This window comes from Porphyromonas sp. HMSC065F10 (genome assembly GCF_001808555.1).
Lineage (GTDB): Bacteria > Bacteroidota > Bacteroidia > Bacteroidales > Porphyromonadaceae > Porphyromonas_A.
In genome coordinates, this window is sequence record NZ_KV793811.1 from 1 (window position 1) to 22718 (window position 22718).

23 protein-coding genes and 2 pseudogenes are annotated in these 22718 nt (G+C 55.8%); 7 read left to right on the forward strand and 18 right to left on the reverse strand.

The genetic code is table 11. The annotated features are described in order from the left end of the window. Positions 1–155: 155 nt before the first annotated feature. Both HMPREF2890_RS08400 and HMPREF2890_RS08405 read left to right on the forward strand, forming a co-directional pair. A pseudogene (locus tag HMPREF2890_RS08400) lies at positions 156–530 on the forward strand (tyrosine-type recombinase/integrase); the annotation flags it as partial. Positions 531–535: 5 nt separating this feature from the next. Continuing rightward, positions 536–1273, forward strand: a pseudogene (locus HMPREF2890_RS08405) (phage integrase SAM-like domain-containing protein); the annotation flags it as partial. Here the strand turns inward: HMPREF2890_RS08405 and HMPREF2890_RS08410 are convergent. After that, positions 1255–1620, reverse strand: a complete 366-nt coding sequence (locus tag HMPREF2890_RS08410) for a VOC family protein (protein ID WP_070467594.1) — start codon at positions 1618–1620, stop codon at positions 1255–1257. The pseudogene HMPREF2890_RS08405 and the gene HMPREF2890_RS08410 overlap by 19 nt on opposite strands. A 240-nt stretch (positions 1621–1860) precedes the next feature. After that, the gene (locus HMPREF2890_RS08415) at positions 1861–3882 is read right to left on the reverse strand and encodes an LTA synthase family protein (RefSeq protein WP_083289913.1); all 2022 of its coding nucleotides are present in this window, start codon (positions 3880–3882) and stop codon (positions 1861–1863) included. A 230-nt stretch (positions 3883–4112) separates the two neighbouring features. Between HMPREF2890_RS08415 and murB the strand changes: the two genes are divergently transcribed. Together murB and HMPREF2890_RS08425 are read left to right on the forward strand one after the other, a co-directional pair. Further along, the gene (gene murB, locus HMPREF2890_RS08420; protein ID WP_070467596.1) at positions 4113–5165 is read left to right on the forward strand and encodes a UDP-N-acetylmuramate dehydrogenase; all 1053 of its coding nucleotides are present in this window, start codon (positions 4113–4115) and stop codon (positions 5163–5165) included. A 6-nt stretch (positions 5166–5171) separates the two neighbouring features. Continuing rightward, positions 5172–5945, forward strand: coding sequence for an MBL fold metallo-hydrolase (locus HMPREF2890_RS08425; RefSeq protein WP_070467598.1), 774 nt, complete (start codon positions 5172–5174; stop codon positions 5943–5945). A 4-nt stretch (positions 5946–5949) separates the two neighbouring features. Here HMPREF2890_RS08425 and HMPREF2890_RS08430 read toward each other — a convergent pair whose 3' ends face one another. Continuing rightward, positions 5950–8352, reverse strand: a complete 2403-nt coding sequence (locus HMPREF2890_RS08430) for an outer membrane beta-barrel family protein (protein WP_083289914.1) — start codon at positions 8350–8352, stop codon at positions 5950–5952. Between the two features lie 532 nt (positions 8353–8884). Between HMPREF2890_RS08430 and HMPREF2890_RS08880 the strand changes: the two genes are divergently transcribed. Continuing rightward, positions 8885–9076 (forward strand): MBL fold metallo-hydrolase, encoded by a 192-nt coding sequence (locus HMPREF2890_RS08880; RefSeq protein WP_256387644.1) that lies wholly within the window; start codon positions 8885–8887, stop codon positions 9074–9076. A 144-nt stretch (positions 9077–9220) separates the two neighbouring features. After that, positions 9221–9466, forward strand: coding sequence for a hypothetical protein (locus HMPREF2890_RS09200; RefSeq protein WP_210394794.1), 246 nt, complete (start codon positions 9221–9223; stop codon positions 9464–9466). 277 nt (positions 9467–9743) lie between these two features. On the opposite strand, the gene HMPREF2890_RS08885 is transcribed toward HMPREF2890_RS09200, so the two are convergent. From HMPREF2890_RS08885 to HMPREF2890_RS08480, 10 genes are all read right to left on the reverse strand, one after another. Then, a complete protein-coding gene (locus tag HMPREF2890_RS08885) occupies positions 9744–9899 on the reverse strand; it encodes a DUF4295 domain-containing protein (protein ID WP_018107830.1) in 156 nt (51 codons plus the stop codon). A gap of 22 nt (positions 9900–9921) precedes the next feature. After that, complete coding sequence (gene rpmG / locus HMPREF2890_RS08440) at positions 9922–10125, reverse strand: 50S ribosomal protein L33 (RefSeq protein ID WP_018107831.1); 204 nt, start codon at positions 10123–10125, stop codon at positions 9922–9924. Between the two features lie 114 nt (positions 10126–10239). Beyond that, a complete protein-coding gene (rpmB, locus tag HMPREF2890_RS08445) occupies positions 10240–10500 on the reverse strand; it encodes a 50S ribosomal protein L28 (RefSeq protein WP_018107832.1) in 261 nt (86 codons plus the stop codon). A gap of 163 nt (positions 10501–10663) precedes the next feature. Continuing rightward, a complete protein-coding gene (secG, locus tag HMPREF2890_RS08450) occupies positions 10664–11044 on the reverse strand; it encodes a preprotein translocase subunit SecG (RefSeq protein ID WP_070467604.1) in 381 nt (126 codons plus the stop codon). A 64-nt stretch (positions 11045–11108) separates the two neighbouring features. Further along, positions 11109–11789: a hypothetical protein gene (locus HMPREF2890_RS08455; RefSeq protein ID WP_070467606.1), complete on the reverse strand. Its 681-nt coding sequence runs from the start codon at positions 11787–11789 to the stop codon at positions 11109–11111. A 21-nt stretch (positions 11790–11810) separates the two neighbouring features. After that, positions 11811–12317 (reverse strand): LptE family protein, encoded by a 507-nt coding sequence (locus tag HMPREF2890_RS08460; RefSeq protein WP_070467608.1) that lies wholly within the window; start codon positions 12315–12317, stop codon positions 11811–11813. Continuing rightward, a complete protein-coding gene (locus HMPREF2890_RS08465) occupies positions 12317–13588 on the reverse strand; it encodes a sigma-54 interaction domain-containing protein (protein WP_148130738.1) in 1272 nt (423 codons plus the stop codon). The genes HMPREF2890_RS08460 and HMPREF2890_RS08465 overlap by 1 nt, the downstream gene beginning before the upstream one ends. Before the next feature lie 61 nt (positions 13589–13649). Further along, positions 13650–15020, reverse strand: coding sequence for an aldehyde dehydrogenase (locus HMPREF2890_RS08470; protein WP_070467695.1), 1371 nt, complete (start codon positions 15018–15020; stop codon positions 13650–13652). Between the two features lie 68 nt (positions 15021–15088). Beyond that, positions 15089–16006, reverse strand: coding sequence for a DMT family transporter (locus tag HMPREF2890_RS08475; protein ID WP_070467610.1), 918 nt, complete (start codon positions 16004–16006; stop codon positions 15089–15091). 4 nt (positions 16007–16010) lie between these two features. After that, positions 16011–18566 (reverse strand): zinc-dependent metalloprotease, encoded by a 2556-nt coding sequence (locus HMPREF2890_RS08480; RefSeq protein ID WP_083289916.1) that lies wholly within the window; start codon positions 18564–18566, stop codon positions 16011–16013. Positions 18567–18924: 358 nt separating this feature from the next. Here HMPREF2890_RS08480 and HMPREF2890_RS08485 point away from each other — a divergent pair, with 358 nt between their 5' ends. Next, on the forward strand, positions 18925–19740 hold the full coding sequence (locus HMPREF2890_RS08485; protein ID WP_070467612.1) for a hypothetical protein: 816 nt from the start codon (positions 18925–18927) through the stop codon (positions 19738–19740). A gap of 267 nt (positions 19741–20007) precedes the next feature. On the opposite strand, the gene HMPREF2890_RS08490 is transcribed toward HMPREF2890_RS08485, so the two are convergent. The 5 genes from HMPREF2890_RS08490 to HMPREF2890_RS08510 are packed head-to-tail and all read right to left on the reverse strand — an operon-like array spanning position 20008 to position 22684. Next, entirely contained in the window at positions 20008–20202 is a 195-nt protein-coding gene (locus tag HMPREF2890_RS08490) for a hypothetical protein (protein ID WP_070467614.1), read from the reverse strand. 7 nt (positions 20203–20209) lie between these two features. After that, complete coding sequence (locus HMPREF2890_RS08495) at positions 20210–20776, reverse strand: Maf family protein (protein ID WP_070467700.1); 567 nt, start codon at positions 20774–20776, stop codon at positions 20210–20212. A gap of 14 nt (positions 20777–20790) precedes the next feature. Further along, a complete protein-coding gene (locus tag HMPREF2890_RS08500; RefSeq protein ID WP_070467616.1) occupies positions 20791–21315 on the reverse strand; it encodes a KdsC family phosphatase in 525 nt (174 codons plus the stop codon). Beyond that, positions 21312–22124 carry a Rossmann-like and DUF2520 domain-containing protein gene (locus HMPREF2890_RS08505; protein WP_148130739.1) on the reverse strand — a complete coding sequence of 271 codons (813 nt, stop codon included), beginning with the start codon at positions 22122–22124 and terminating at the stop codon, positions 21312–21314. The genes HMPREF2890_RS08500 and HMPREF2890_RS08505 overlap by 4 nt, the downstream gene beginning before the upstream one ends. 8 nt (positions 22125–22132) lie before the next feature. Beyond that, a complete protein-coding gene (locus HMPREF2890_RS08510) occupies positions 22133–22684 on the reverse strand; it encodes a nitroreductase family protein (RefSeq protein ID WP_070467619.1) in 552 nt (183 codons plus the stop codon). Between the last annotated feature and the right edge of the window lie 34 nt (positions 22685–22718).

The following is a 22718-nucleotide window of genomic DNA, read 5'->3' on the forward strand; positions in this document are numbered from 1 at the left end:
CCGCAACAAATCTCCAGCCTGCGGAATCGAGGCCAAGCGCATTAGAGCCCAGCCCTACAAGCGGATACCTAATACCGATATTAGCATCGACTAATACCGATATTAGATTTCTCTAATATCGGTATTAGACTTTAGCCTCCTTAGGAGGGGAACTGTTCCGCAGACAGAAGACCAATACGCTTTGTCGTGTGAAACTCTTATCTGAAGCGGCCCATCTGATGGAGCGACATCAATCGGAAGAACGAACTACGCTCTTTGCCCCTATTCCTTATTCGGTATACCTCGCCCAACTCAAAGCCCTACAACTTCGAGCTGGTATCTCTATTCCCCTTTCGGCACACGTTGGTCGACACACCTTTGCCACGTTGATAACTTTGGAGCGAGGAGTGCCGATTGAGACGGTGAGCCGAATGTTGGGGCATAGCAATATCCAAACGACCGAGCGATATGCTCATGTGACTCCGAAGAAGCTTTTCGATGAGTTTGAGCAATTCCTCTCTTTCACTGAAGAGCTAACCTTAACTTTGTAAGAGCTATGCGCAGTACATTCAGAATACGATTCTACATCAATAAGAGCAAGATCAAAGCAGACGGCACAACAGCAATCCTTTGCCGTATTACCATAGATGGATCGAGCGCGGTGATAACCACAGGCGAAAGCACTGCCCCAAAGGATTGGAGCGTGAAGCGAAGGGCGACAAAGGAGAAGAAGACCAACCAACGCCTGCAAACCTTTCGAGAGAATGTCGAACAAGGCTACAACACCTTGCTTCACAAGTATGGAGCAGTAAGTGCCGAGTTGCTGAAGAACTACTTGCAGGGTGTCGGGAAAACTCCAACGACCCTGCTCGCTCTTAGTGCGGAAGAACTCAAAGCCCAACGAGAGTGCAGTAGTGCGGGGAAGTATAGAAACAATCGGTACGCCGATCGGCTGCTTAACTTTTTTGTGCGCAGTCGCAGTGAGCGGGATGTCCCCTTGTCGGCTCTTACGATTGAGTTCTTTGAGGATTATCGCTTCTATCTGAAGATGGAGGGCTATGCGCCCGCAACGATAAATGGCCATCTCTGTTGGTTGAGTCGATTGATGTATCGAGCCGCCAGTCAGGGGACAATACGCTTCAATCCGTTTGAAGAGGTGAAGTATGAAGTCGTGGAGCGCAAACCTCGTTTTCTGAGTAAGGGCGATGTGTCAAAGCTCTTGGCATTCCCGTTGCAGGATGAAGGAGCCGAACTAAGCCGAAGATTGTTTCTTTTCTACGTCTTTACGGGCTTGGGTCTTTGGTAAAATTCCAACCAATGCCCGTCGGGGTCTTCAAAGGTCAGCAACTTGCCGTAAGGCTCTGTTCTTATTTCTCCGATTGTCTTTACTCCTCTATTCTTTAATTCTTCATATACAAGTTCTATGTCGTCAGTTTCAAACATCAGTCTTGTTTTGCTTGCAACTACATCACCTTTGTGTGCAGGTCTTTTCAAGATAGCGAATGAAGTTTCACCTAAATCAAACTCTATCCAATCTCCATCTGTTAGCTTAACCTCAAAGCCCATGTCCTGATAAAATTGCTTTGACTTTTGCAAATCACTTACATAAATCCAACAGGCGTATATCTTTCTCGGTTTCATTCTTTTGATATTATTGATGTTTGATTTTGAGCAGACCGAAAAACGGGGTTATTTCTTGAACCTCCACAAGTTTCAAACGGACTTTCTGCAATGTCCTTTTCAAATCTTCGATAGTTTGATCTTTAGTTTTGCTCCTCTGTTTTGATGCTTCGCCACCTGTTAAGGAGAGGAGCTAGCCTTTGTCGGTTGGCACGGTTTTCTGTTTCTTGATGGTAAAGGTACAAAATAATTAGGCAGGGACTAATGCTGTGCGCTCTCCTCGACAGCGGCAGAGTCGGTCAGCACAAAGCCCGAGGAGAAGAGTCGCTCACTATAGTCCTGCGCAATCGCCCTGAGCAGGTGGCTGTAGTGGTCCCGGACGGAGTCGCTCGGCAGTGTCGGGTCGGGATGATCCGTCTGCACCGGTGCGTGAGGAGCCTCAATAGAGACCTCCCCGTCGCGCCGCATCACCACGGTCAGATCCTTTGTGAAGAGGAAGTACCGGTCAAAGAAGTTGTTGAGTGCATAATGATCCACCCGGTCATCAAAGATATTGTGACCATAGGAGTAGATCGCTCGGTCAATCCCCAGCAGGTAGAGCAGTGTGGGATAGATGTCGAGATGCTGGACTACACGATCGGAGATCTCACCCCGAAGGGATCCGTCGGGGACATAGAAGCAGACCGGCACCATCGACCTACCGGCAGGGCAGTCGTACTCGGGGCGGTCACTCTGATTGGTGTGGTCGCCCGTGATGACGAAGATCGTATGGTCGTACCACGGCTCATCCTTGATCGAGTCAAAGAAGTCTCGCAGCGCCTCATCGGCATACTGCGCTGTACGATGGATCGGGAGCGTACCCGGCTTATACTTCTTCTCATCCCCCCGAGGGAGCTGGAAGGGGTGGTGATTGGTGAGTGAGAAGAAGAAGGCTCCGAAGGGCTCTCTGAGAGAGCGCTTCATGTCCCGCGCCATCGCCTGCTCAAAGGGATCGTCAAAGACGCCCCACGAATTCATGAAGTACCGATCGGCATCCGGCACCTCCTGACGGAAGTCCTCCGCCGTGTACTGGCGCTCAAGCCCCATCCGGTTGAGAAAGTCATAGAAGCCCATCGCCCCCGGCTCATCACCGTGGTAAAACTTCAGGTCATACCCCTCGTCCCTCAGCATCAGCGGCAGCCCCGATGTGAAGGCGTGACACTGCTGATAGCTATTCATCTGAAATTCCTTGTCATTGAAGGTAGCGCCAAAGGTTGGGAGCGACGCATAGATCGATGGGAAAGACTCGACGGAGCGCTTCCCATTGGCATAGCCGTACTTTGCGTAGAGCGTATGAGGGATGAGCGAGTCGAGGAACGGGGTATAGCTCTCGTAGCCGGGGATATCCGTATTGAGCGCACCGATGTACTCCCGGCCCATACTCTCCATCAGGACGATCATCACATTGTATCCCCGAAGCGATCCGAAGAGGGTATCTCCCGGCTCGAGTGGCTCAGCCTTGTAGACGGGGTCAAAGATCCGCCTGAGCTCGGTCGGGTCGTAAAACCGGTACCGGACGAAGCGCGCACCGGAGCTTCGGGAGAGCGAGTAAGGGGTATTCAGCACCAGTGCCACCTCCCGATAGTCCTCTATGTATCTGTCGGCAATGGCCTCACTGAGTGGACGCTCATGGGATCGGAGGGTGCCGCGCATCCCGACCACGAGGAGACAGACAGCGACGAGAGCAGCTGCCATCCGGCGCCCAAGCGGACTCCTTTTTTGCTCCACCACGGGGGCATAGGAGAAGTGGAGAAAGCCGTAGACCAGCAGAGACATCAGGGCGAAGAATGCCAAGGTGAGTGGCCAAAACTGAACCATGAAGCCTCCGGCGAGACCAACCATATCCTCCTCGCCAAACTCGTAGAAGAGGTGCCTTGAGGCACGGCTCAGGATATAGGGATAGTAGCCTGTATCGCAGATATTCATCACCAACATCAGGCTCATCGGCAGGAGGAAGCCGACCGCCCTAACCACCTGCCACCAACGACGCTGCTCCACTCGTGGCGGCAAGAATGCCCCCACTATCATCATCAGATAGTAGATGATACAGCCATAGAGGATCACTGCCACATCGTAGTGAAGCCCCCCGACGAGGAGCGTCAGCAGATGAGGCATCGCGATGAAGCTGAAGAGACTCTTATTGAAGAAGTAGTAAAGCAGCCTGCAGAGTGTCATCAGCACCACTGCCAGACCGGTGTGGGCCAGCATAGCGACCCACCTATTGCGTATCCTTCGGACACCCATTTCGGTAAAGCAAGTTATATTGTCAAGACAAAAATAAAGGAGTATTGTCCCGCAAAGGTAGCACTTTAGACTCAATCCCAATCCTTCAGAGCCCGGAGGTCGACCTGCCAAGCGTGTTGTCTATGGATCGGCAACACCCAAGGCGCATCAACGGCGAAGAATTTGGGTACCTTTGAGGAGGATCACAATAGTGGTCCATTTTATCACGGCAAGTAAATACCACCACAATTATGCGCATCACGCAGGATCAACCGCTTAAGGAGCATAACACCTTCGGTCTCGATGTCCGAGCCGCTTTCTTCATCACTCTGGAGAGTGAGGAGGATGTCCGGACACTGGCTCGGGACGAGTACTTCCGCACCATGCCCTTCATCACCATAGGAGGGGGGAGCAACCTCCTCTTTAACGGCGACTTCAAGGGCGCCGTCCTCCGCTATACCGGATCCGATGTCACGATCGTCTCAGAGGATGACCAGTCTGTCCGGCTCCGTGTGGAGGCTGGGAAGAGGTGGCACGATCTGGTCACGGAGACGACGAAGAGGGGCTGGTGGGGCATTGAGAACCTTGCCCTCATCCCCGGAGACAGCGGGGCGGCAGCGGTGCAAAACATCGGCGCCTACGGGGCTGAGATCTGTGACGTACTCGACACGATCCACTATGTCGACCTGAGGGACGGCTCCACACACGACCTCCCCGCTACGGAGGCTAAGTACAGCTATCGCCACTCGATCTTTAAGGAGGAGAGCATGGTCTCTGCCGTCGTCACGGCGATCGAGCTGACCCTCTCCAAGGTCCCCAAGCCCCGTCTGGAGTACAAGGGGCTCAGCGGTCTGAGAGAGGAGCAGGGTCTCACCCCCGCCCGTGTCGCCGAGGAGGTGACCGCCATTCGGCAGTCCAAGCTTCCCGACCCGGCCGACCTGCCCAATGCCGGATCATTCTTTATGAACCCCTTCGTCTCCACAGAGAAGCTGGAGGAGCTGCAGAGTGACTACCCCGACGTGCCGCACTACGACAGCGAGGACGGCACACGGCACAAGATCCCCGCCGCCTGGCTGATACAGCAGGTGGGGATGAAGGGGTACCGAAATGAGAAGGTGGGGACCTACGACAAGCAGCCCCTCGTGCTGATCAACCACAGCCACGGAGAGTCCGCCGACATCAGACGACTCGCCGACCTGATCATCGCCAAGGTGAATGAGCACTTTGGCATAGAGATACGCCCCGAGGTACGGTATGTACGAAGCATACTGATGCGCTCGGTCAATCAGATGATGGAGGAGTAAAGAGATATGGATAAGAGTACGCTCACCTTCCTCGGCACCGGCACCTCCCGCGGAGTACCTCAGCTCGGGTGCCGCTGTCCGGTCTGCCGGTCTGCTGATCCGCATGACAAGCGTCTGCGCTCCGCTGTCCTCCTCCGATCGGGCGGGCGACTGATTATGATCGACGTGGGACCGGACTTCCGGCAGCAGGGGCTTCGTGAGGGGCTGGATCACCTGGATGCAATCTTTATCACACACGAGCACTACGACCACATAGGCGGGATGGATGACGTGCGGGCTTTCTCCAATCACCACCACACCTTCCCCATCTTTGCCCTACCGAGGGTGATCGATGCGCTTCACCGGGTGATGCCCTACTCTTTCGGACCAAAGAAGTACCCCGGCTCGCCTACGCTGGAGCTCCACCCGCTCACCCCCGGGGAGCCTGTGGCAGACGATCGCTATGCGGATGTGCTACCCTTCACCGTGCTGCACGGACAGCTCCCGATCCTCGGCTACCGCATCGGAGACCTCGCCTACATCACCGACTGCAAGACCCTGCCCGAGGAGAGCTACGAGATCCTCCGGGGCGTCCGCACACTTGTGATCAACGCCCTGCGGATCCGCGAGCATCCCTCGCACCTGAGCTTCGACGAGGCGATTCAGGTGATCCACCGCATTGGACCGGAGCAGACCTACCTCACCCACATTGACCACGACTTCGGCACCCACGAGGAGATCTGTGCCCTCTGCCCTCCCGGCATCACCCCCGCATACGACGGCCTCACCATCGACCTGTAGTCTCTCAGAATCGCCGCTCTATGTCTCTCGTGGCGGTCTGTGAGCGGAAGGAAGAGCTGTCCTTGGCATTAGAGAACTTATAGGAGACGGAGAAGTAGAGCGTGGGATAGGAGTATCTGTTATCAAATCGAATGGTATACCCCTCTCTCAGACTCTCCCCGCGATAGCCTGAGGCAAATAGATTGAGACCAGAGAGCGACAGCGTGAGCCGGCGATTGAGGAGACTGTAGCTCGTCCCCATTTCCATACTGTACTGCGGCTTTACGATGGCAACGGCGGTTTTGGTTCGCCCGGTATAGTCCCCCGAGACATAGCCGGTCCAGGTGCGAGATTCATTGAAACTAAAGGACAGAAAGCCATTCACCCCCCACTCCGTGCCATCTGTCCGCTCCGGCAGTAACGGACTAAGCGCCGTGTATTTGCTCCGTCCATAGTATCCGTCCACACTGGCACTGAGCCAGCTCAGCTTGTCGTAGTAATAGCTTGCCGAGAGCCCGAGGAAGAGCCTATTTTGGGCGTTCTCTGCCTGAGTGAGTACCTCATCCCCCTTCACCGACGACACTGCTGAGATCATATCGCGGCCACTCTCCACTACCCCAGATATAGAAAAAGAGCCACCATAAGCGTACTGAAGCGCCGAGGAGTAGCTCACCTGCGGTCTCAGCCGAGGGTTGCCCTTGTAGAAAGTATGCGCATTAGTCTGCCACACAAAGGGGTTAAGATCCTGATACTTAGGCTGAGTGATGGCGCTATTGACCCGTAGAGACACCTTGTGGCTACGACCCGGCGAGTACGTGATGTGTAGCGTAGGCAACCACGACCCGCTGTAGTGCGAGACGTCCTCAGCAGATGACGATGGCTCGAGCTGCCGAAGAGAAGCATCAGTACCAACGTACCTCACTCCGCCCCGAACCCACCAGAGATCACTCATCTGGAGCGTGGTGCTGACATAGGGTGCAAGGACGAGTTCCATCCAGCGAACCTTATTCTCCTGAGTCACTGCGGCAGGCTGACCGGTCATTTGACTGTCATGATCCCGATAGTTCGTCGTTGCACTCATAGACGCCTTGACGCCTGCCTCCAGTATGTTCGTGTGGTTATCATCGAGGTAAAAGGCGTAGTCGTGATTGAAACTCACCCCGGAGGTATTGATGTCGTTATGCTCTAAATAGGTCGTAAAGGGCAGTCCTCTAGTGCGATCAGTACCGACGAAGTCCAGCCGAGACCGATTAGTAAGACTGACACCGGACAACTCTGCCCATACACGATGACCACGCTGCCCAAAGGCGGACTCCCAATAGGCAGTGCCTGTCAGACGCGGCTCCTTAGCATCATATGTATTGACGCTCTCGATCACCTGGTCCCTCTGACCCGGTATGGTGACACACTCGGTACCATTAAATCCATTGTCATACTTCTTTCTATTCCATGAGAGTGCCAGGCCGAGCAGTTTATTCTCCCCATAAGAGTACTGCAGGACTCCTCTCAGCCCGGCATAACCGTAGGTTCCGGAGGATGGGGTCTCCACCCTGTACTGACGCTCGTCTCTCTCGTATACCTGCCGCTCCATATAGGAGGAGCCGTTCCGATTAAGGCTTGGCGACACCGAAGCAAAAAGACCCTTATGGCTATACATCAGACTCCCGTATCCTCCGTACCGATAGTTCTTGTCTCCCTGTCCGTACATCTCCTCGGTTCCTATGACACCACCCATATACTCGCGGAAAACAGATGAGGTGTGCAGGATAATCATCGCCGTATTCCCATCCGGATCATACCTTAGCGGGGGATGTGTCACCACCTCCACACGGTCGATCAGCCCGGCATCATAGCCCTTGAGGACAGATGACACCTCAGAGGGCTCCATACGCTGCAGGACATCGCCGATCTTGACGATGACCCTCTCCTTACCGACCACTGAGAGAAGATCCCCTCTGACATGAACTTGTGGGATCAGCCTCAGTAGATCGAGGGCATCATTGGCACGCTCTCGCATCTCCTTAACATTGACCTCAAATCCATTATCCAGCATACGGACACGTACCGGCTTGCCCTGCACTACGACCGTCTGAAGTACCTCAGTACTCTCTCGGAGCAGAATCTCCCCAAGATCAGTAATGGGAGAAGAAACACTTATCTGTCTCGGTTCAAGCCGGTAGCCGATGAAACTCACACAGAGGACATAGTCACCCCCAGGCACCTCTAAGGAAAACCTTCCCCTCTCGTCACTGACCACATGTGCGACGATCTCCTGAGACTCAAGGTCTCGTATCAAGAAGACCGAGGCACCATCAAGCGTCCCAACACTGTCACAGACAGTACCCGTGACAGTGGACAGAGCGTCCTGAGCAAACAAACCACCAACACAGGTCAGCAGGGCAAGGAGTAACAAGCTTATTCGATTCATAAAGTCGTTTGTATGAGGATTTGTATAAATCTAAAGAGAATTGTCGCACACGAAAGCATCACATACAACGCTCAAATATAGTATATATATATATCAAACCAGATGGATCCACACGACCTGCTATCCTCCGCCAGACAGAGTCCCGAGTTCGGCTGCAAAGATACCACCACGGCAAGGGGGCGCTGTACCATAGAGTCTTTTACTATTCTGTTACCGTAAATAAGCCTCTCCTTCTTACATATCGGGTGACTACCGATCAACTCGACAAGGATGAGTGACGGGGCTGAGACATCTCACAAGGAGCCAATGCATGAAGTCTAAAGAGGTATAAGGAAATACCGAACTGAATAAGTAAGGCGAGCGCCGACGGAGAATACACTCTCTGTCGGCGCTCGCTTTGTTATCTATTGGCTGACTATGCGTCAGCTCCTAAGTCACTTAGCCTAAAGGACCTCCTGAACCTTCTCGCAGGGTACCACAGCTTGGGTGCCACTGTCCGGTCTGCCGGTCTACCGATTCGCGCGACAAGCGTCTGCGCTCCGCCGTTCTCCTCAGAGCGGCAGGTCGACTGATCATGATCGATGTGGGACCGGACTTCCGCCAGCAGGGGCTGCGGGAGGAGCTGGATCACCTAGATGCAATCTTTGTCACCCACGAGCACTACGACCACATAGGCGGGATGGATGACGTGAGGACTTTCTCCAGAAAGAAACAGAAGGTCTGAGACTTAGTCTGACAACTGCACTGATTCTTAGTTAGGGGGTTACAATTTCTTGAATGTGATCCTCTGGAAGACTATGTAACACGCTATAAGAAGAGGAATCAACAGAACCGCCATCGACACTACTGCCGACGTTAGTAAAGACCAATGCAGAATATAAAGGCAAAAGCCGGCAACGATGACGATGGTTGCAAATCCGGTGAAAAAACCGACAGGGAAGGGAATAGGGTAATAGTCCGGCACGAGGTCGCAGCCGCATTTTTCACACTTGATCGCGTAACCATATGCATGTATAAGGTAGGGCATGCATGTCCTTATGGACTGGCGATGTCCACAGTGTGGGCATCGTCTGGAGTCTTTCTCTCTCATTACGTTCACCAGAGTATTTCGTAGAAAAACGACAGTCTCCTAATTCGGTACAATACGCCTCCTTATGACCACTGCATAGTCTCAGATCAGAAGTGGCTCTGTGAGAATGTCCTCACTCAAGTGATTATTCTCTTTGACTATTGCATCCGAAGTATTCTGCCAAGCTCTCGCTCTGGAAAGCAATGCTTATTCGGTACAAATCCATTCTGAATCAGGAGGCAAAAAAACAAGCGCTAGTAGAGAAAGACTCTGCTTGCGCTTGCTTTGTTTATCTATAGGCTGACTGAGGGTCAGCACTAAGTCACTTTGCCTTGAGGACCTCCTGGACCATCTCGTTGGGGACCATCTGCTCCGAGAAGACATAAGCACCCGTCTTGGGGGACTTTACCATCTTCACTACCTTGGAGTAAGTACGGCCGTCACTGGCATGGAGGGTTGATATCGCTTTCTTTGCCATAATGTACTAGTCGATCTGAGGATTACTTAATCTCCTTGTGTAGGGTCATGCGCTTGAGGATGGGATTGTACTTCATCAGCTCAAGGCGCTCGGTGGTATTACGCTTATTCTTCGTAGTGATGTAGCGTGATGTACCGGGCAGACCACTCTCTTTCATCTCCGTGCACTCCAGGATCACCTGGACACGGTTCCCTTTAGCTTTCTTGGCTTTCTTTCTCTTGGCCATATCGTGATTGATCTATCTATGCGGTTACAAAAAATCAGGGAAGGACTCTCACGGACAGTGCCTCACGCAGCATCACAAGTGAGGGGTAGTGGTCCAAAATCCTCTCGTAGAGTATCAGGCCTTATCGGTAATGATGAAGTCGTCCAGATATCCCTTCGATGCAGCACTACGGAGCGCAGCATCCAGACCCACCTTATTAATCAGGCGGAGACCCTTCGCGGAGACACGTAGGTGTACCCAGCAATCCTCCTCGGGCCAGTAAAACTTGCGGTTAAAAAGGTTGGCATTGAATGTCCTCCTCTCACTGCGGTGAGAGTGAGACACGCTGTTGCCCTTGATCGCCTTTTTGCCGGTCAGTTGACATACTCGTGACATAATATCTTGTCTCTATATTATTGTATTCGTGTACTTAAGTTTCAGGGTGCAAAGGTACCACTCTTTAGGCAAAATAGCAATCCTTCAGCCGGATAATCTGCTGACTCAGACCTTCTGATCACTCTCTCGAGCTACTCAGGAGTGGTGTCACCGCCCGAAGCCTTTACTCTGCGGGAGTAGCTGGCTCAGCAGGTGTAGCAGGTGCCTCTGCGGGTGTTACGGCGTTGCCTCCGAAGGGCTGTGCGTCAGCAGGAGCAGGGATAGTAGCCTTGTCAACGTAGTCGTTGATGACACTCTCCTGCTTATTGATGGCGTGCTGCACGGTGGGGATCCACTTGGCTCCCACAACGCAGAGCAGGCACATGATGCCGGCGAGCCACCAGGTGACCTTCTCGATCATATCGGTGGAGCGACGGACGCCCATCACGTTATTAGCACTGGAGAAGCCACTGGCGAGACCGCCTCCCTTGCTGTCCTGGATGGTAACCACGAAGATCAGCAAGATAGCAGCAAGAACGCCCAAAATATTAAGGAACGTAAACATTTTCCTCTTTAACTTACTAGTACAAAGGGGCTCACACCCCAGATCTCATTATATCCAAAATAGATCAGTCCGCCACGAGCCCCTTGCGACGTTGCTCGAGCTGACCAATTCGCTCGGCAAAGTAACCACTTTTTTCCGGATATTTCAAATTCAAGGTCTTAAGGATCGTCATCGCCTCGGCGTACCGCTCCTGTGAGGCGTACATCATGGCCAGCTTCTCCGTGAAGAGCTCCTCACCGGGCAGTGGACCATTATCCTCGTCCTCGGGAGGGAGGGCCACATCATCCTCCTTGCTGTCGGGACGGATGCGGATCTTCTCCGCCTCGGGCCCCTCATCGAGGAAGTCCTGGACGATCTGAGCCTCAGTCTCCCGCTTCGTCCGCCCGGTCTTAGTCGGTGACTTGGCTGAGGGGGTCGCAGCCGGCGTCTCTTCAGAGACTGTAGACTCCTCGGGCCGATAACTCCGGACAAAGCGGTCGATCAGGTCGTAGGAGTGGGACTGCGGTCCTCCGGAGGTGGCATCCAGTGCCAAGAGGAGTGAAAAAGGGTCGTGCAGGTACATCAGTCGGCGCTTCAGCTCCGCAGGGAAGCGCACATCCTCGCTACGGTAGAGGTCGATGAGGAGAAGCCGGTGGAGTGCCTCGCAGTAGGGGTACTGCCGACTCAGCTCGAGGAGATCATCGAGGTGGTACGCCGTCAGCGTCATCGGGTCGGCAAGGGCACGGGAGAGATCGTCGTAGGTCATAGTCGGGCTTTATCCATAGGGCTACCAATTCTCCACGGTAGCATTGAAGATCTGATTGATGATATCCTTGGTCAGCTCCTCACAGAGCTGATCCTGCACGTCGACAAACATCTGCGAGCTGTCGAAGGTGCCAAAGGAGGTAAACTCTCGCTCAAAATTCTCCTCCTCATTCACCTTATTCGTAAAGCGGACATTGATCCGGAGGGTGAGACGAGTCTTGGCGGCAAAGGCATTCTCCTGGACCGCCTCAGCCGAGAGGTCGTAGCCGACGATCTCTCCCTCGATGCTCAGATCGCCATTGGTCGGTATGTCACGCAGGCGCGTCTGTCTCTGGAAGCGATCCTTCAGGTCCTCCGTGAATCGCTGCGCCAGGGGTGGATAGACAGTAGGGGCGAGGTTCTGGAAGTCTGTGATGGAGACCGTCTTGATCTTCGTGTAGTCAATGCTGGCACCATTGAGCGAGTACTTGACAGAGCAGCCCGCAAGGAGGAGCATGAGGAGGATGGATATGAGGATAGACTTTTTCATCACTGCTTATTGAGCTTACGGTAGAGCGTGCGCTCCGAGATGTCGAGATCCTCTGCTGTCTGCTTGCGAGAGCCCTTATTCTTCTCGAGGACAAAGTCAATGTACCTCTGGCTCATCTCCTCGAGGGTGAGCATCTTGCCCTCGGTACTGGTCAGCTCCTCGAAGTCTGCCTGCAGGTCGCCACCCCTAACCTCCCCGGAAGGGGACGAGGAAGGAGCAGAGGGGTGCACCAGGTCCTGCACCGGCACCTCCGCAGACCGGTCGGGCATCATCAGGCTACCGACCGGCTCGCGACGAACCTGTGTCTGGAGGAAGCGGTAGAAGAGCTGCGTCAGCTCTCCGACACTCCCCTTCACGTCCCGAAGCATTGACATAATGGCCCCCATCCCGGCACTGCTCCCGACCGGCTCATCCATCATTGACTCATAGCCGAGCGTCGGAGAGACCAGCGCAGGGTGGCGCACCTCGGCATTGCGGGGGAGATTGTCCTGTAGCACCTCGCGGCTGATCATCCGATCCGGTGCGATCACGCTGAGACGCTCCACCACGTTGCGCAGCTGGCGGATATTCCCCGGCCAGTCGTAGCTCTGGAGGAGCTGCTCCGCCTCCTCATCGAGACGGATCGGAGGCATATGGTACTTATCGGCAAAGTCGGCAGCAAATTTCTTGAAGAGCAGGATCACATCTCGACCCCGATCCCGGAGGGGCGGCAGGTCGATCGTGACGGTATTGAGTCGATAGAGCAGGTCCTGCCGGAAGTCGCCCCGCTTCACCGCCTCCTGGAGATTGACATTCGTCGCCGCCACGACGCGGATGTCGGTGCGCTGGACGTCAGAGGAGCCAACTTTCATGAATTCGCCACTCTCCAGCACCCGCAAGAGACGTGCCTGCGTCGCCAGTGGCAGCTCTCCCACCTCATCGAGGAAAATGGTCCCCCCATCGGCCACCTCAAAGTAGCCCTGACGCTCCGTCACCGCATCGGTAAAGGAGCCTTTCTTGTGCCCAAAGAGCTCGGAGTCTATCGTCCCCTCAGGGATCGCTCCACAATTGACCGCCACATAGGGTCCGTGCTTGCGGAGACTATTCTGGTGGATGATCTTGGGGAACGCCTCCTTACCGACACCGCTCTCCCCGCCCACGAGGACGCTGACATCGGTCGGAGCGATGAGGAGAGCCACCTCGACAGCACGATTGAGCGCCGGACAGTCGCCGACGATCTGCTGCCGCTGCTTAGCACGGCGGATCTCCTCCTTGGGTATGCTATTATTCATATAGGGTCACACTTTGTCAAGTCCAAAGGTACCCAAAATAGTGGTCTGACAAAAAGTCAGACTACCGCAACATCAGCCGCACCAGCCGCAGATCTCGCTTGATATTTCGACCATAGCGGACCGGTAGATCCAGCCAGGTAGCCTTGTGGAGGATGCTCTTCCGGTGAGAGAAGGTCTCGAAGGAGAAGCGCCCATGGTAGCCACCCATACCGCTCTCTCCCACGCCCCCGAAGGGCATCTGAGACGAGGCGAGGTGCATAATCGTGTCATTGACGCACCCGCCCCCAAAGGGGATGCGCGCAATCACCTTCTGCTCCACCCTCCGATCCTCGGTAAAGAGGTAGAGTGCCAGAGGACGGGGCCGATCGGTCACCTCACGGATCACCTCTTCGAGACTATCGTAGATCAGTATGGGGAAGATAGGGCCAAAGATCTCCTCCTCCATGGCAGCACAGGTCCAGTCCCCCCGCACGATGCAGGGGGCGATCCTGAGGGTCTCCTCCGACACTGCCCCACCCCAGAGGACATCAGACGCAGCGATCATATCGCGGAGCCGGTCAAATTTCTTCCGATTGATGATCCGCGGATAGTCCGGATTAAGCTCCGCATGCTCGCCCACCTGCATGACAAAGGCGCGCTTCAAGGCGCTGATGAAGGGCTCCACGACCGACCGATGGACCAGCGCATAGTCCGGAGCGACACAGGTCTGGCCGCTATTGAGGCACTTCCCCCAGGCAATGCGCCGAGCCGCAAGGTCCAGCTTAGCCGTCGGGTCGATGATGCAGGGGCTCTTTCCTCCCAGCTCCAGCGAGATGGGCGTCAGGTGAGCCGCCGCCTTCTCCATCACCACCCGCCCCACACGGGTCGAACCGGTGAAGAAGATGTAGTCAAAGTGGGCATCCAGCAGGTCCTGATTGACATACCGATCGCCCTCCACCACAGTGATATACTCAGGAGGGAATGTCTCTCGGATGAGTCGGCTGAGTAGCCGGGAGGTATTTATGGAGTAATTGGAGGGCTTGAGCACCACCGTATTCCCCGCAGCGATAGCGCCGGCGAGGGGCGAGATACTCAGCTGGAAGGGGTAATTCCACGGACTCATCACCAGTACATTGCCGTACGGCTCCGGGACGATCCTACTCCGCCCAGGGAGATTGGAGAGGTCGGTGCAGACCCTCCGCGGACGCATCATCCGGGGTAGATGTCGCCTCAGGTAGCTGATCTCGCTCAGGGCAAAGCCGACCTCCGTCATATAGGCTTCGAAGCGGTTCTTCCCCAGATCCGCCTGCAGCGCAGCCTCAATCTCCGACTCACTCATCCGTATCGCATGATACAGGCGGTCCAGCATCTCACAGCGAAAGCGACAGGGGAGGGTCACCCCCGACCGGAAGTACTCCCTCTGCTTTGCCACCAATTCCTCAGTCCTTGTCATATCGTTCCTCACATACATTTCATTTCTCCAAATGTACCCATTTTACCCACAGCCCCCGGCAGGACGAGCTACCGTCTCCGCTTAAGATCCTGGCGAGACTTGCTCTGCGTCACGATGACGACACCGAGGATCACCAGCACACCGGCAACCATCTTGGCGACAGTGAAGGTCTCCAGCCCCATCATCAATCCGGCTGTCGTGGCGATGACAGGGTTGCCATAGTTATAGACCGCAATCACCGTCGGGCGGAGACGCCTCTGCGCATATGGGACCATCAGGTAAGCAAGCACTGTGGCGGCGAGGACGACAAAGCCGAGGTGGAAATAGAAGGTCCCATCCATCTCCCGCCATGGCATCTCCATAGCGGGACCGATGCTGAAGGGCAGCACGATCAGGAAGGAGATGAGGAAGAGCCACTTCATCAGCTCCAGCGGAGAGTACTTATCGATCAGCCGCTTGAAAACAGTCAGGTAAAGGGTGTAGCTAAAGGTGGCGAGCAGAGCGATCAACTGCCCTACGACTGCGCGAGTACCGCTGCCGGCATCACCGCCCTTGGTGAGCATCAGGAGCAGCACCCCACTCAGTCCGACAAGGACCCCGAGGACCTTCTTCCAGGTCACCGGCTCCTTGAGGAAGAGTGCAGCCAGCAGCATGGTGAAGATCGGCCCCATCGTCGTCATCAGCGACTGTCGCAGTGGGGTGGTCATGGAGATGGCAAAGGCGAAGAGTCCTTGGTTACCCAGCACGCCCGTGAGAGATGCCCCGATGAGGAGCCAAGCGTCCCGAGCCTCCACTCGACGCCCCGCAGGCACCACGAGAGAGGCGAGCCAAAAGAGGATGCACGCCGCCCCGAAGCGGCACGCCATATGGAGCCAAGGTGACAGAGTGCCATCGATGAGGAGGGCATTGGAGAAGGGACCATTGAGCCCAAAGGCTATGGTCGCCACCAGCATTGCCAAGTGACCCCTGACTTTATCCTCCTTCATACGGCTATTTCTTGTCGAGGAGTCGAGAGAGCGCCACATCCCAGCCGGCGTAATAGGCTCTGGTGGCCGCATCCGTTGTCTGAGAGGCACGGAGGCGGTATGCAGAACGGATCCGGGCGAGGGCGACACGGATATAAGGGGCCACCTCCTCACTCTTGACAAATGGGGTCATCGAATTATACCGAGCAGCAGAAGTCTCACACGGGAGGGTGTCTGCCCACGAGGGCTCTACAGCGGCGAGATGATCTCCGCCAAAGTGATCCGAGGACTCGACGTAGCCGGTCAGCATCTCTATCGCTGTGCGCTGGAGACTCTGCTCCGAGCGACTCAGCGCACGACCTCCGGCCCCCTCGCGGAGCAATTCATCCACGTAGTCACTGAGGTACGCCTCGATGGTATAGTCGGAGCCGCCCTTGGGAGCCTCACTGCCATCAATGATGCCCTTCAGCCGATAGCCTATGGTGAGGTCATTGAGGACAAGGGAGAAGAAGAAGGGCTCACTCTTATAGGGGTTATAGCTATTGGAGCGATCGAAGCGCTGCTCCAGGTAGGGCGTGAAGAGCCACTCTCTCATCCCTCGCAGCTGAGCGAAAGTCCACCGCAGCGCTTCCTGCTGACGCTCTTTAGGCAGATAGGTAAGCGGCATCCGCCCCTCGCCCTGACGCTCATCGTAGTAGACCCGCCCACCCACTATAGGCGTGACGTGACGGAGGTAGCGAAGCATCTGCTCAAGGATCGCATCATAGACCGCCCTGAGGTCCTCAGAGGACTTGCCGGGCTCCCCGAGCCATTCCTCGAAGTGCTGAGTGATGTACCTCAAGTTCTTCACCCCAAGTGTATTGGCAGCGATCTGATCACCGGAGAGATCCTCCGTCTGAGCTGTGGGGTCGACAGTCATATCCTGCTGCGGACCATACATATACTTTCGGTCCCCGGCATGGCTCTTGATCAGTGCAGCGAGAGCCTTTGCCTCACGCTCCTGAGGATAGCGACGATAGCCCCACTCGATGGCGTAGGTGTCATAGGGGCCGAGGAGCGGAGGCACCAGGCGGACGCCTCGCTCCAAGTCACCGGGCTGTGCGACATAATTGAAGCGCGCATAGTCCATGATCGATGGTGTGGTGCCATACTTTTGGGTAAAGGCGGGATCCCTCAGCTGCTCCACGGTGTAAGCCGAGGAGGCGCCCATATTATGCTCCAGCCCCAGCGTATGCCCCACCTCGTGAGCCGCCACATACCTCATCGCCTCGCACATCAGGCTGTCCGGCAGCTTATCCGCACGCACCCGAGGATCTACGGCACCGGTCTGGACCAGCCGCCAGTAGTAGAGCAGAGAGGTGATATTGTGGTACCAGATCACATCCGCGCAGAGGATCTCCCCGCTCCGCGGATCGACATAGGAGGGACCCATCGCATTGGCGACATGCGAGGTGGCATACTTGACGCAAGAGAAGCGCAGATCATCGGGATCAAAGTCCGGCATCTCCTCCTTGGAAGGGTACATCCTGGCACGGATGGCATTGCTGAAGCCTGCTGTCCGAAAGGCGCTCTCCCAGTCGCATATGCCGTCCAGGATAGCCTGACGCCACTTGGGTGGAAAAGCGGTGTCGACGTACAAGGTGATCGGCTCCACCGGATCAACCACCTCACCACGAGCATAAGCGATGCTATCCGACGGCTCCAGCCTCCAGCGGTGGATGATCTCATACCGCTCGATACGATCCTTATCGGAGGAGTAGTGGCTCCTGCCGGAGGAGAAGTACCCGACCCTGCTGTCTGCTCGGCGGGATCTCATCGGGCGATCAGGCAGCAGAACCATCGACCGATGGATCTCTATCGTGGTGAAGTGCCTGCCTCTCCCATACGCAGCGACACTCTTCACCTCCACATTCCGCTCAAAGGAGCGCACCCCGCTAATGTACGACCCTCCGCCCACAGAGCCACCGAGAGGTGGCGAAAGTGGATCCTCGCTCTCAAAGAGGGACTCCCCATCGAGGAATAGCGACGTGACATTGATCACCCTCGAGTGATCCGTCCTCGCCTCCACATCAAAGACCCGCGCCACAGGGGCAGAGAAATTGCGATCAAAAGAAACCTTGATCGGATCCTTCTCATCCACATAGTGGGTCGTGGGAACCATTTTCATCACGATCTCATCCTTCCCCTTCGCCTCTAATTGCGCAATGAAAGGAGTGATCATCATCTGTCCCGCCACCGCTGCGGTGGGGTCTGACGTGCGTGAGATGCGGCTCGTGAAGAGGAGTGGACGACCGAGCAGACTGTCAGGCACCTCGAAGTAGAGGTCCCCATCCTTCTCTATCGTCACGACCAGCCCGGAGTCCACCTTCGCCTCACTGACTAAGTCATCGTAGGCCTGCTCCTCCTTACTCTTCGTCACTTGTGGCTGCTTCTCAGCCTCTTCCTTAGCCTTCTGCCGCTTACTCTTCAGCCACTCCCTCACCGGTCGACAGGACGTGTCCGCCGTCTGTGCCGACACCTCCTCCACCATTGGCATCATCGCCAAGCAGGCCATCAATAGCCTATACAATTTCTGTCTCATATCATTTCCCAACTCAAGATCACAAAGTTACCAATTAACCGCTGTACCTCGATTGACCGAAATAGAGATTGTTGCACGAAGTGCCATCCTCGCACATTTGTTTCAAATGTGCCGAGACTTTGCACGAAGGATGAGATGCAAGGCGCTGAGGATGAGGTCGAAGGGAGCGTACTCACGTACGTGACCGAGACCGAATTCCGAAAGCAACGCAGCAGATCGCCTTCGTGCAACAGTCTCAAATAGTGATAAAATGTCAAATGGCTTGGCAGTGAATGGCAATAGTCTTAAATTTGCCCGGAGGGTAACTCGGTCGGATGCCTTTTTCGACTCACCCCAAGACCCATTTCAGCGAGACACTATGATCGAAAGAAACTATCCTGCGGACTTTAACGCTCTGAACGCCTCTCCAATGGATGACAAAATACTCTTTGACCCTGCAAGTCACGAGTACACCTATGCGGACACAGGGGAGAAGCTCCACTCGGTAACCAATCTCATCTCTTCCTTTTTCCCACCCTTCAACGTCCACTCTTGGGCGGAGTATAAGTCTCGCACTCTCGGGACGACAGTCCAGGAGCAGCTGGATCTGTGGGAGCACAATGGGCTACTGGCGCGTCACCTCGGGACCTTTATGCACGAGCAGATTGAGCGAAGCCTCCTCAAGCAGCCGGTGGAGCACTCCTTTGACATCACGCTGGACGACAATAGCAAGCAACACCTCTCGATCGAGAGCGAGATGAGAGCCTTCGAGCAGTTCTTCGATGAGGTCCGCCCAACCCCCTTCCGCACCGAGTGGCAGATCTTTGAGCGGGACTACAACCTCGCCGGGACCCTTGACCTGCTGGCTCAGGACTACAATGGCGACTTCGTCCTCTTTGACTGGAAGCGGAGCCGCCGGATGGGCAAGGAGGATGGCTACGACTTTGTACCCAATACCTACAACCCCCACTCGCCCGGACTCAATGGTCTGGAGCACCTCTACAGCACGCCCTATGTGATCGGCTGCCTGCAGCAAAACCTCTACCGACACATTCTCCGAGTGGGGTACGGCATAGAGGTGAAGAGTATGTACTTGGTGGCGCTTAATCCCGCCTTCTCACGATACTACTGCCTCCCCGTGCCGGTCATGGACAAGGAGATCGAGCATATCCTCTTCTGTATCGGGAAGCACTAACCGGCCTCCCCTCAAGCAAGCATCACCCGCCCCTCAGGATCGAGGAGCGGGTGATGCTTGCTTGAAATCTTTGCATAACACCCCATCTGCGGCGTCACTTTCGAGATTCGGGCTTGGTCATGTGCGTAAGCACACTCCCTTCGCCCTCACTCTCAGTCCCTTGCATCTGGGGCATTCTGCAAAGTCCCTGCCGAAAAAGCGGTGCTTTTTCGGCGAAAGACCATTTTGCAAAGGTCTTTGCTTATGGGTCCCTCCGAGGTAGAGGTCTCAGAAGTCGGTGTGCCTACGGCGCTTCACGGGATGGGTCAGCTTCCAGACGTACTGCCCGAGACGAAGGACGACAGCGACACCACCGACGATGAAGAACCATGTCTTATCCTGCGGCATGGCGAAGTAGAGGACGACAGCTCCCACTGCGAGGAGCATAAAGAGGGCGGTCAGAGTATTGTAGATTTTTCCCATACGTGTGTTACAAGAAGTGGGACAGTGCACTATAGACCTCAGCTGTAGGCAGTCCCATCACATTAGTATACGATCCATTGATCCGCTCGACAGCAGCGAGTCCGATCCAGTCTTGGATGCCGTAGCCCCCCGCCTTATCCATCACCTGGAAGTGGCTGATGTAGTAGGTGATCATCTCCTCGGTCAGCGGGGCAAAGGAGACTTCCGTCTCCACACTCCGCTCTATGGTCTGAGTGCCGTCGGTAAGCACGACACCGGTGATGACGCGGTGTGACCGACCGGAGAGGCGATGGAGGTGGTCACGCGCCTCCTCCTCTGAGACCGGCTTATCCAGTATCTCATCATCCAGCAGCACGACAGTGTCTGCCGTAAGGAGGAGGTCACCCGCTGACAGCCCAGCGCGAAGGGCATTGGACTTACGTCGGGCAAGGAAGAGGGCCATATCCTGAGGAGCCACCTCCTCCGGATGAGGCTCGTCAATATTGGCGGGGCGGATCTCCGGATCCTTGATGCCCAAGCGCTCCAGTAGCTCCCTGCGCCTCGGAGAGGCCGACCCAAGTATCAAGTGTCTCATAGGGAATGAGGGGGTCAAAAGGTGGGTAAGTCCGTGACGATGCCCCACTCTCCCCGAGCGCGCAGCATCTCCTCCAGCACCTCACGCGCCACGCCCTGACCACCGGCGACGGCACAGACGTGATCCGCCACCATCAGCACATCCTCCGCTGCATCAGCGGGAGCCACGCTGTAGCCTGCCAGTCGCATCGCCGGTATGTCGATCAGGTCATCACCGCAGTAGATCACCTCCGACGGCTCTATCTGAGCGGTCTGGCAGAGCTCCATCAGCTTCTCCGCCTTACGATGACACCGCTCATAGATGTACTTCACGCCTATGGGCTCAAAGCGGTTTCGGATCTCATCGCCATGTCCCCCGGTGATGATGCCAAGGACGATACCGGCCCGAGCGGCCAGTCTCATCGCATAGCCGTCGTGGACATTGGTCGTGCGGATCAGCTCACCCCGATCATTCATCGCCACGGTCCTCCCCGAGAGGACCCCATCGATATCAAAGACCACAGCCTTGTAGCCGGATAGGTCTTGTGAAAATCTGCTCATGATTTCTCTGCTCTCTCTTGGATGGATTGGGTCATCAGTTGATAGATTGTGGTCAGGTGCGGATCGTTCCTCAGGAGCGCCTCATGCCTCTGCAGTGTGGACGTGTCGTGCCGTACTGCCGGACCAGTCTGCAGTGCCGCCGGATCGTCTGCCGTCAGCGCCTTGGAGATCGTCTCCTCGATGAGTGGACGCATATCGCTAAGCGATAGTGGAGTCCCCCGGAGGAGATCCTGCGCCACCACCAGCAGGTGATTGACAAAGTTGCAGCCAAAGCAGGCCGCCAGGTGGAGCTTACCGCGCTCCCCTGAGGTCACGTGACGCACATCATCGCTCCCGAGAGCACCTGCAAGGTTCATGAGGCGATCCTCAGCCTCAGCATCACTCCACTCCAGGAGAAGGGGGACACGGGCCATATCCAGCGCCCTCGACTTGGAGAACGTCTGGAGCGGGTAGAGGACCCCATACGAGCGCAGCCCGGAGAGCACACTCATGGGCGTACTTCCCGAGGTGTGGACCACCGTCGCCGTGAGATCGGGCGGGAGGCTCTCTGCCACCTCTGCGAGTCCATCATCACTCACACAGAGGAGGAGCAGCTCCACGGAGGGATCTCCCTGCAGCAGGTGAGCAAAGAGAGCCCTGTCTGAGGTACTCTCCGCCCCCACCTGTGATGCCAGCACGGCAGCATGCTCAGGGGAGCGGCTCCATACCGCTCGGCAGCGCCATCCTGCCCGAGTAAGCGAGGGGGCGAGATGAGAGGCGACATTGCCGCTCCCCATGATCGCAAAGGTATGGCTATCTCGAGAGGTCACCACCGCAATTATTCCTCCGACGCCTCGGCCGAGTAACGCCCGACAAAGACATGCTCCCACGGCAGGGAGCGCTCCTCCGGCTCCAGCTGATCGGCATCCTCAGGGACACCGAGGGCGATGAGACAGTGGCAGAGGTAAGACTCCGGCAGATCCAGCAGTCTGTGGACAGTCTCCTGAGCCGTCTCATCGACAGCCCCGGGAGCGTCCTCCACGTGGCACCAGCAGCTACCGAGGTCATTGGAGGTGGCAGCCAGCTGTAGGAAAGAGGCCGCTATCGCCGTATCAGCAAGCGGGCGACGCGTCTCGGTGGTATCCGCACAGACAGCGATCACCACCGAGGCACCGGCCACGAAGGCGGAGCCATGCTCCCTTATGCCACTCAGTGAGCGGATCGTCTCGGGGTCATCCACGATGATGAGCCGTACACTGCGACTATTCCGCGACGTAGGTGCCCGGAGGGCACACTCCACGATATCAGTCAGGAGATCAGGATCGATCTCCTCAGCGCGATACTTACGTATGCTCCGGCGGCGCTGTGTCAGTTGACTAAAGTACGACATATCAGGTATGTGTAAAAAAAGATCAAGCCTGCCG

What these genes read in the sequence shown, in the direction of transcription:
- HMPREF2890_RS08485 (WP_070467612.1), top strand. Translation starts at nt 18,925, where the DNA reads ATGATCGAAAGAAACTATCCTGCGGACTTTAACGCTCTGAACGCCTCT.
- HMPREF2890_RS08500 (WP_070467616.1), bottom strand. Translation starts at nt 21,315, where the DNA reads ATGAGCAGATTTTCACAAGACCTATCCGGCTACAAGGCTGTGGTCTTT.
- rpmB (WP_018107832.1), bottom strand. Translation starts at nt 10,500, where the DNA reads ATGTCACGAGTATGTCAACTGACCGGCAAAAAGGCGATCAAGGGCAAC.
- HMPREF2890_RS08495 (WP_070467700.1), bottom strand. Translation starts at nt 20,776, where the DNA reads ATGAGACACTTGATACTTGGGTCGGCCTCTCCGAGGCGCAGGGAGCTA.
- HMPREF2890_RS08430 (WP_083289914.1), bottom strand. Translation starts at nt 8,352, where the DNA reads ATGAATCGAATAAGCTTGTTACTCCTTGCCCTGCTGACCTGTGTTGGT.
- rpmG (WP_018107831.1), bottom strand. Translation starts at nt 10,125, where the DNA reads ATGGCCAAGAGAAAGAAAGCCAAGAAAGCTAAAGGGAACCGTGTCCAG.
- HMPREF2890_RS08470 (WP_070467695.1), bottom strand. Translation starts at nt 15,020, where the DNA reads ATGACAAGGACTGAGGAATTGGTGGCAAAGCAGAGGGAGTACTTCCGG.
- HMPREF2890_RS08490 (WP_070467614.1), bottom strand. Translation starts at nt 20,202, where the DNA reads ATGGGAAAAATCTACAATACTCTGACCGCCCTCTTTATGCTCCTCGCA.
- HMPREF2890_RS08465 (WP_148130738.1), bottom strand. Translation starts at nt 13,588, where the DNA reads ATGAATAATAGCATACCCAAGGAGGAGATCCGCCGTGCTAAGCAGCGG.
- HMPREF2890_RS08475 (WP_070467610.1), bottom strand. Translation starts at nt 16,006, where the DNA reads ATGAAGGAGGATAAAGTCAGGGGTCACTTGGCAATGCTGGTGGCGACC.
- HMPREF2890_RS08455 (WP_070467606.1), bottom strand. Translation starts at nt 11,789, where the DNA reads ATGACCTACGACGATCTCTCCCGTGCCCTTGCCGACCCGATGACGCTG.
- HMPREF2890_RS08410 (WP_070467594.1), bottom strand. Translation starts at nt 1,620, where the DNA reads ATGAAACCGAGAAAGATATACGCCTGTTGGATTTATGTAAGTGATTTG.
- HMPREF2890_RS08510 (WP_070467619.1), bottom strand. Translation starts at nt 22,684, where the DNA reads ATGTCGTACTTTAGTCAACTGACACAGCGCCGCCGGAGCATACGTAAG.
- HMPREF2890_RS09200 (WP_210394794.1), top strand. Translation starts at nt 9,221, where the DNA reads ATGCAGAATATAAAGGCAAAAGCCGGCAACGATGACGATGGTTGCAAA.
- murB (WP_070467596.1), top strand. Translation starts at nt 4,113, where the DNA reads ATGCGCATCACGCAGGATCAACCGCTTAAGGAGCATAACACCTTCGGT.
- HMPREF2890_RS08415 (WP_083289913.1), bottom strand. Translation starts at nt 3,882, where the DNA reads ATGGGTGTCCGAAGGATACGCAATAGGTGGGTCGCTATGCTGGCCCAC.
- HMPREF2890_RS08480 (WP_083289916.1), bottom strand. Translation starts at nt 18,566, where the DNA reads ATGAGACAGAAATTGTATAGGCTATTGATGGCCTGCTTGGCGATGATG.
- HMPREF2890_RS08460 (WP_070467608.1), bottom strand. Translation starts at nt 12,317, where the DNA reads ATGAAAAAGTCTATCCTCATATCCATCCTCCTCATGCTCCTCCTTGCG.
- HMPREF2890_RS08885 (WP_018107830.1), bottom strand. Translation starts at nt 9,899, where the DNA reads ATGGCAAAGAAAGCGATATCAACCCTCCATGCCAGTGACGGCCGTACT.
- HMPREF2890_RS08425 (WP_070467598.1), top strand. Translation starts at nt 5,172, where the DNA reads ATGGATAAGAGTACGCTCACCTTCCTCGGCACCGGCACCTCCCGCGGA.
- secG (WP_070467604.1), bottom strand. Translation starts at nt 11,044, where the DNA reads ATGTTTACGTTCCTTAATATTTTGGGCGTTCTTGCTGCTATCTTGCTG.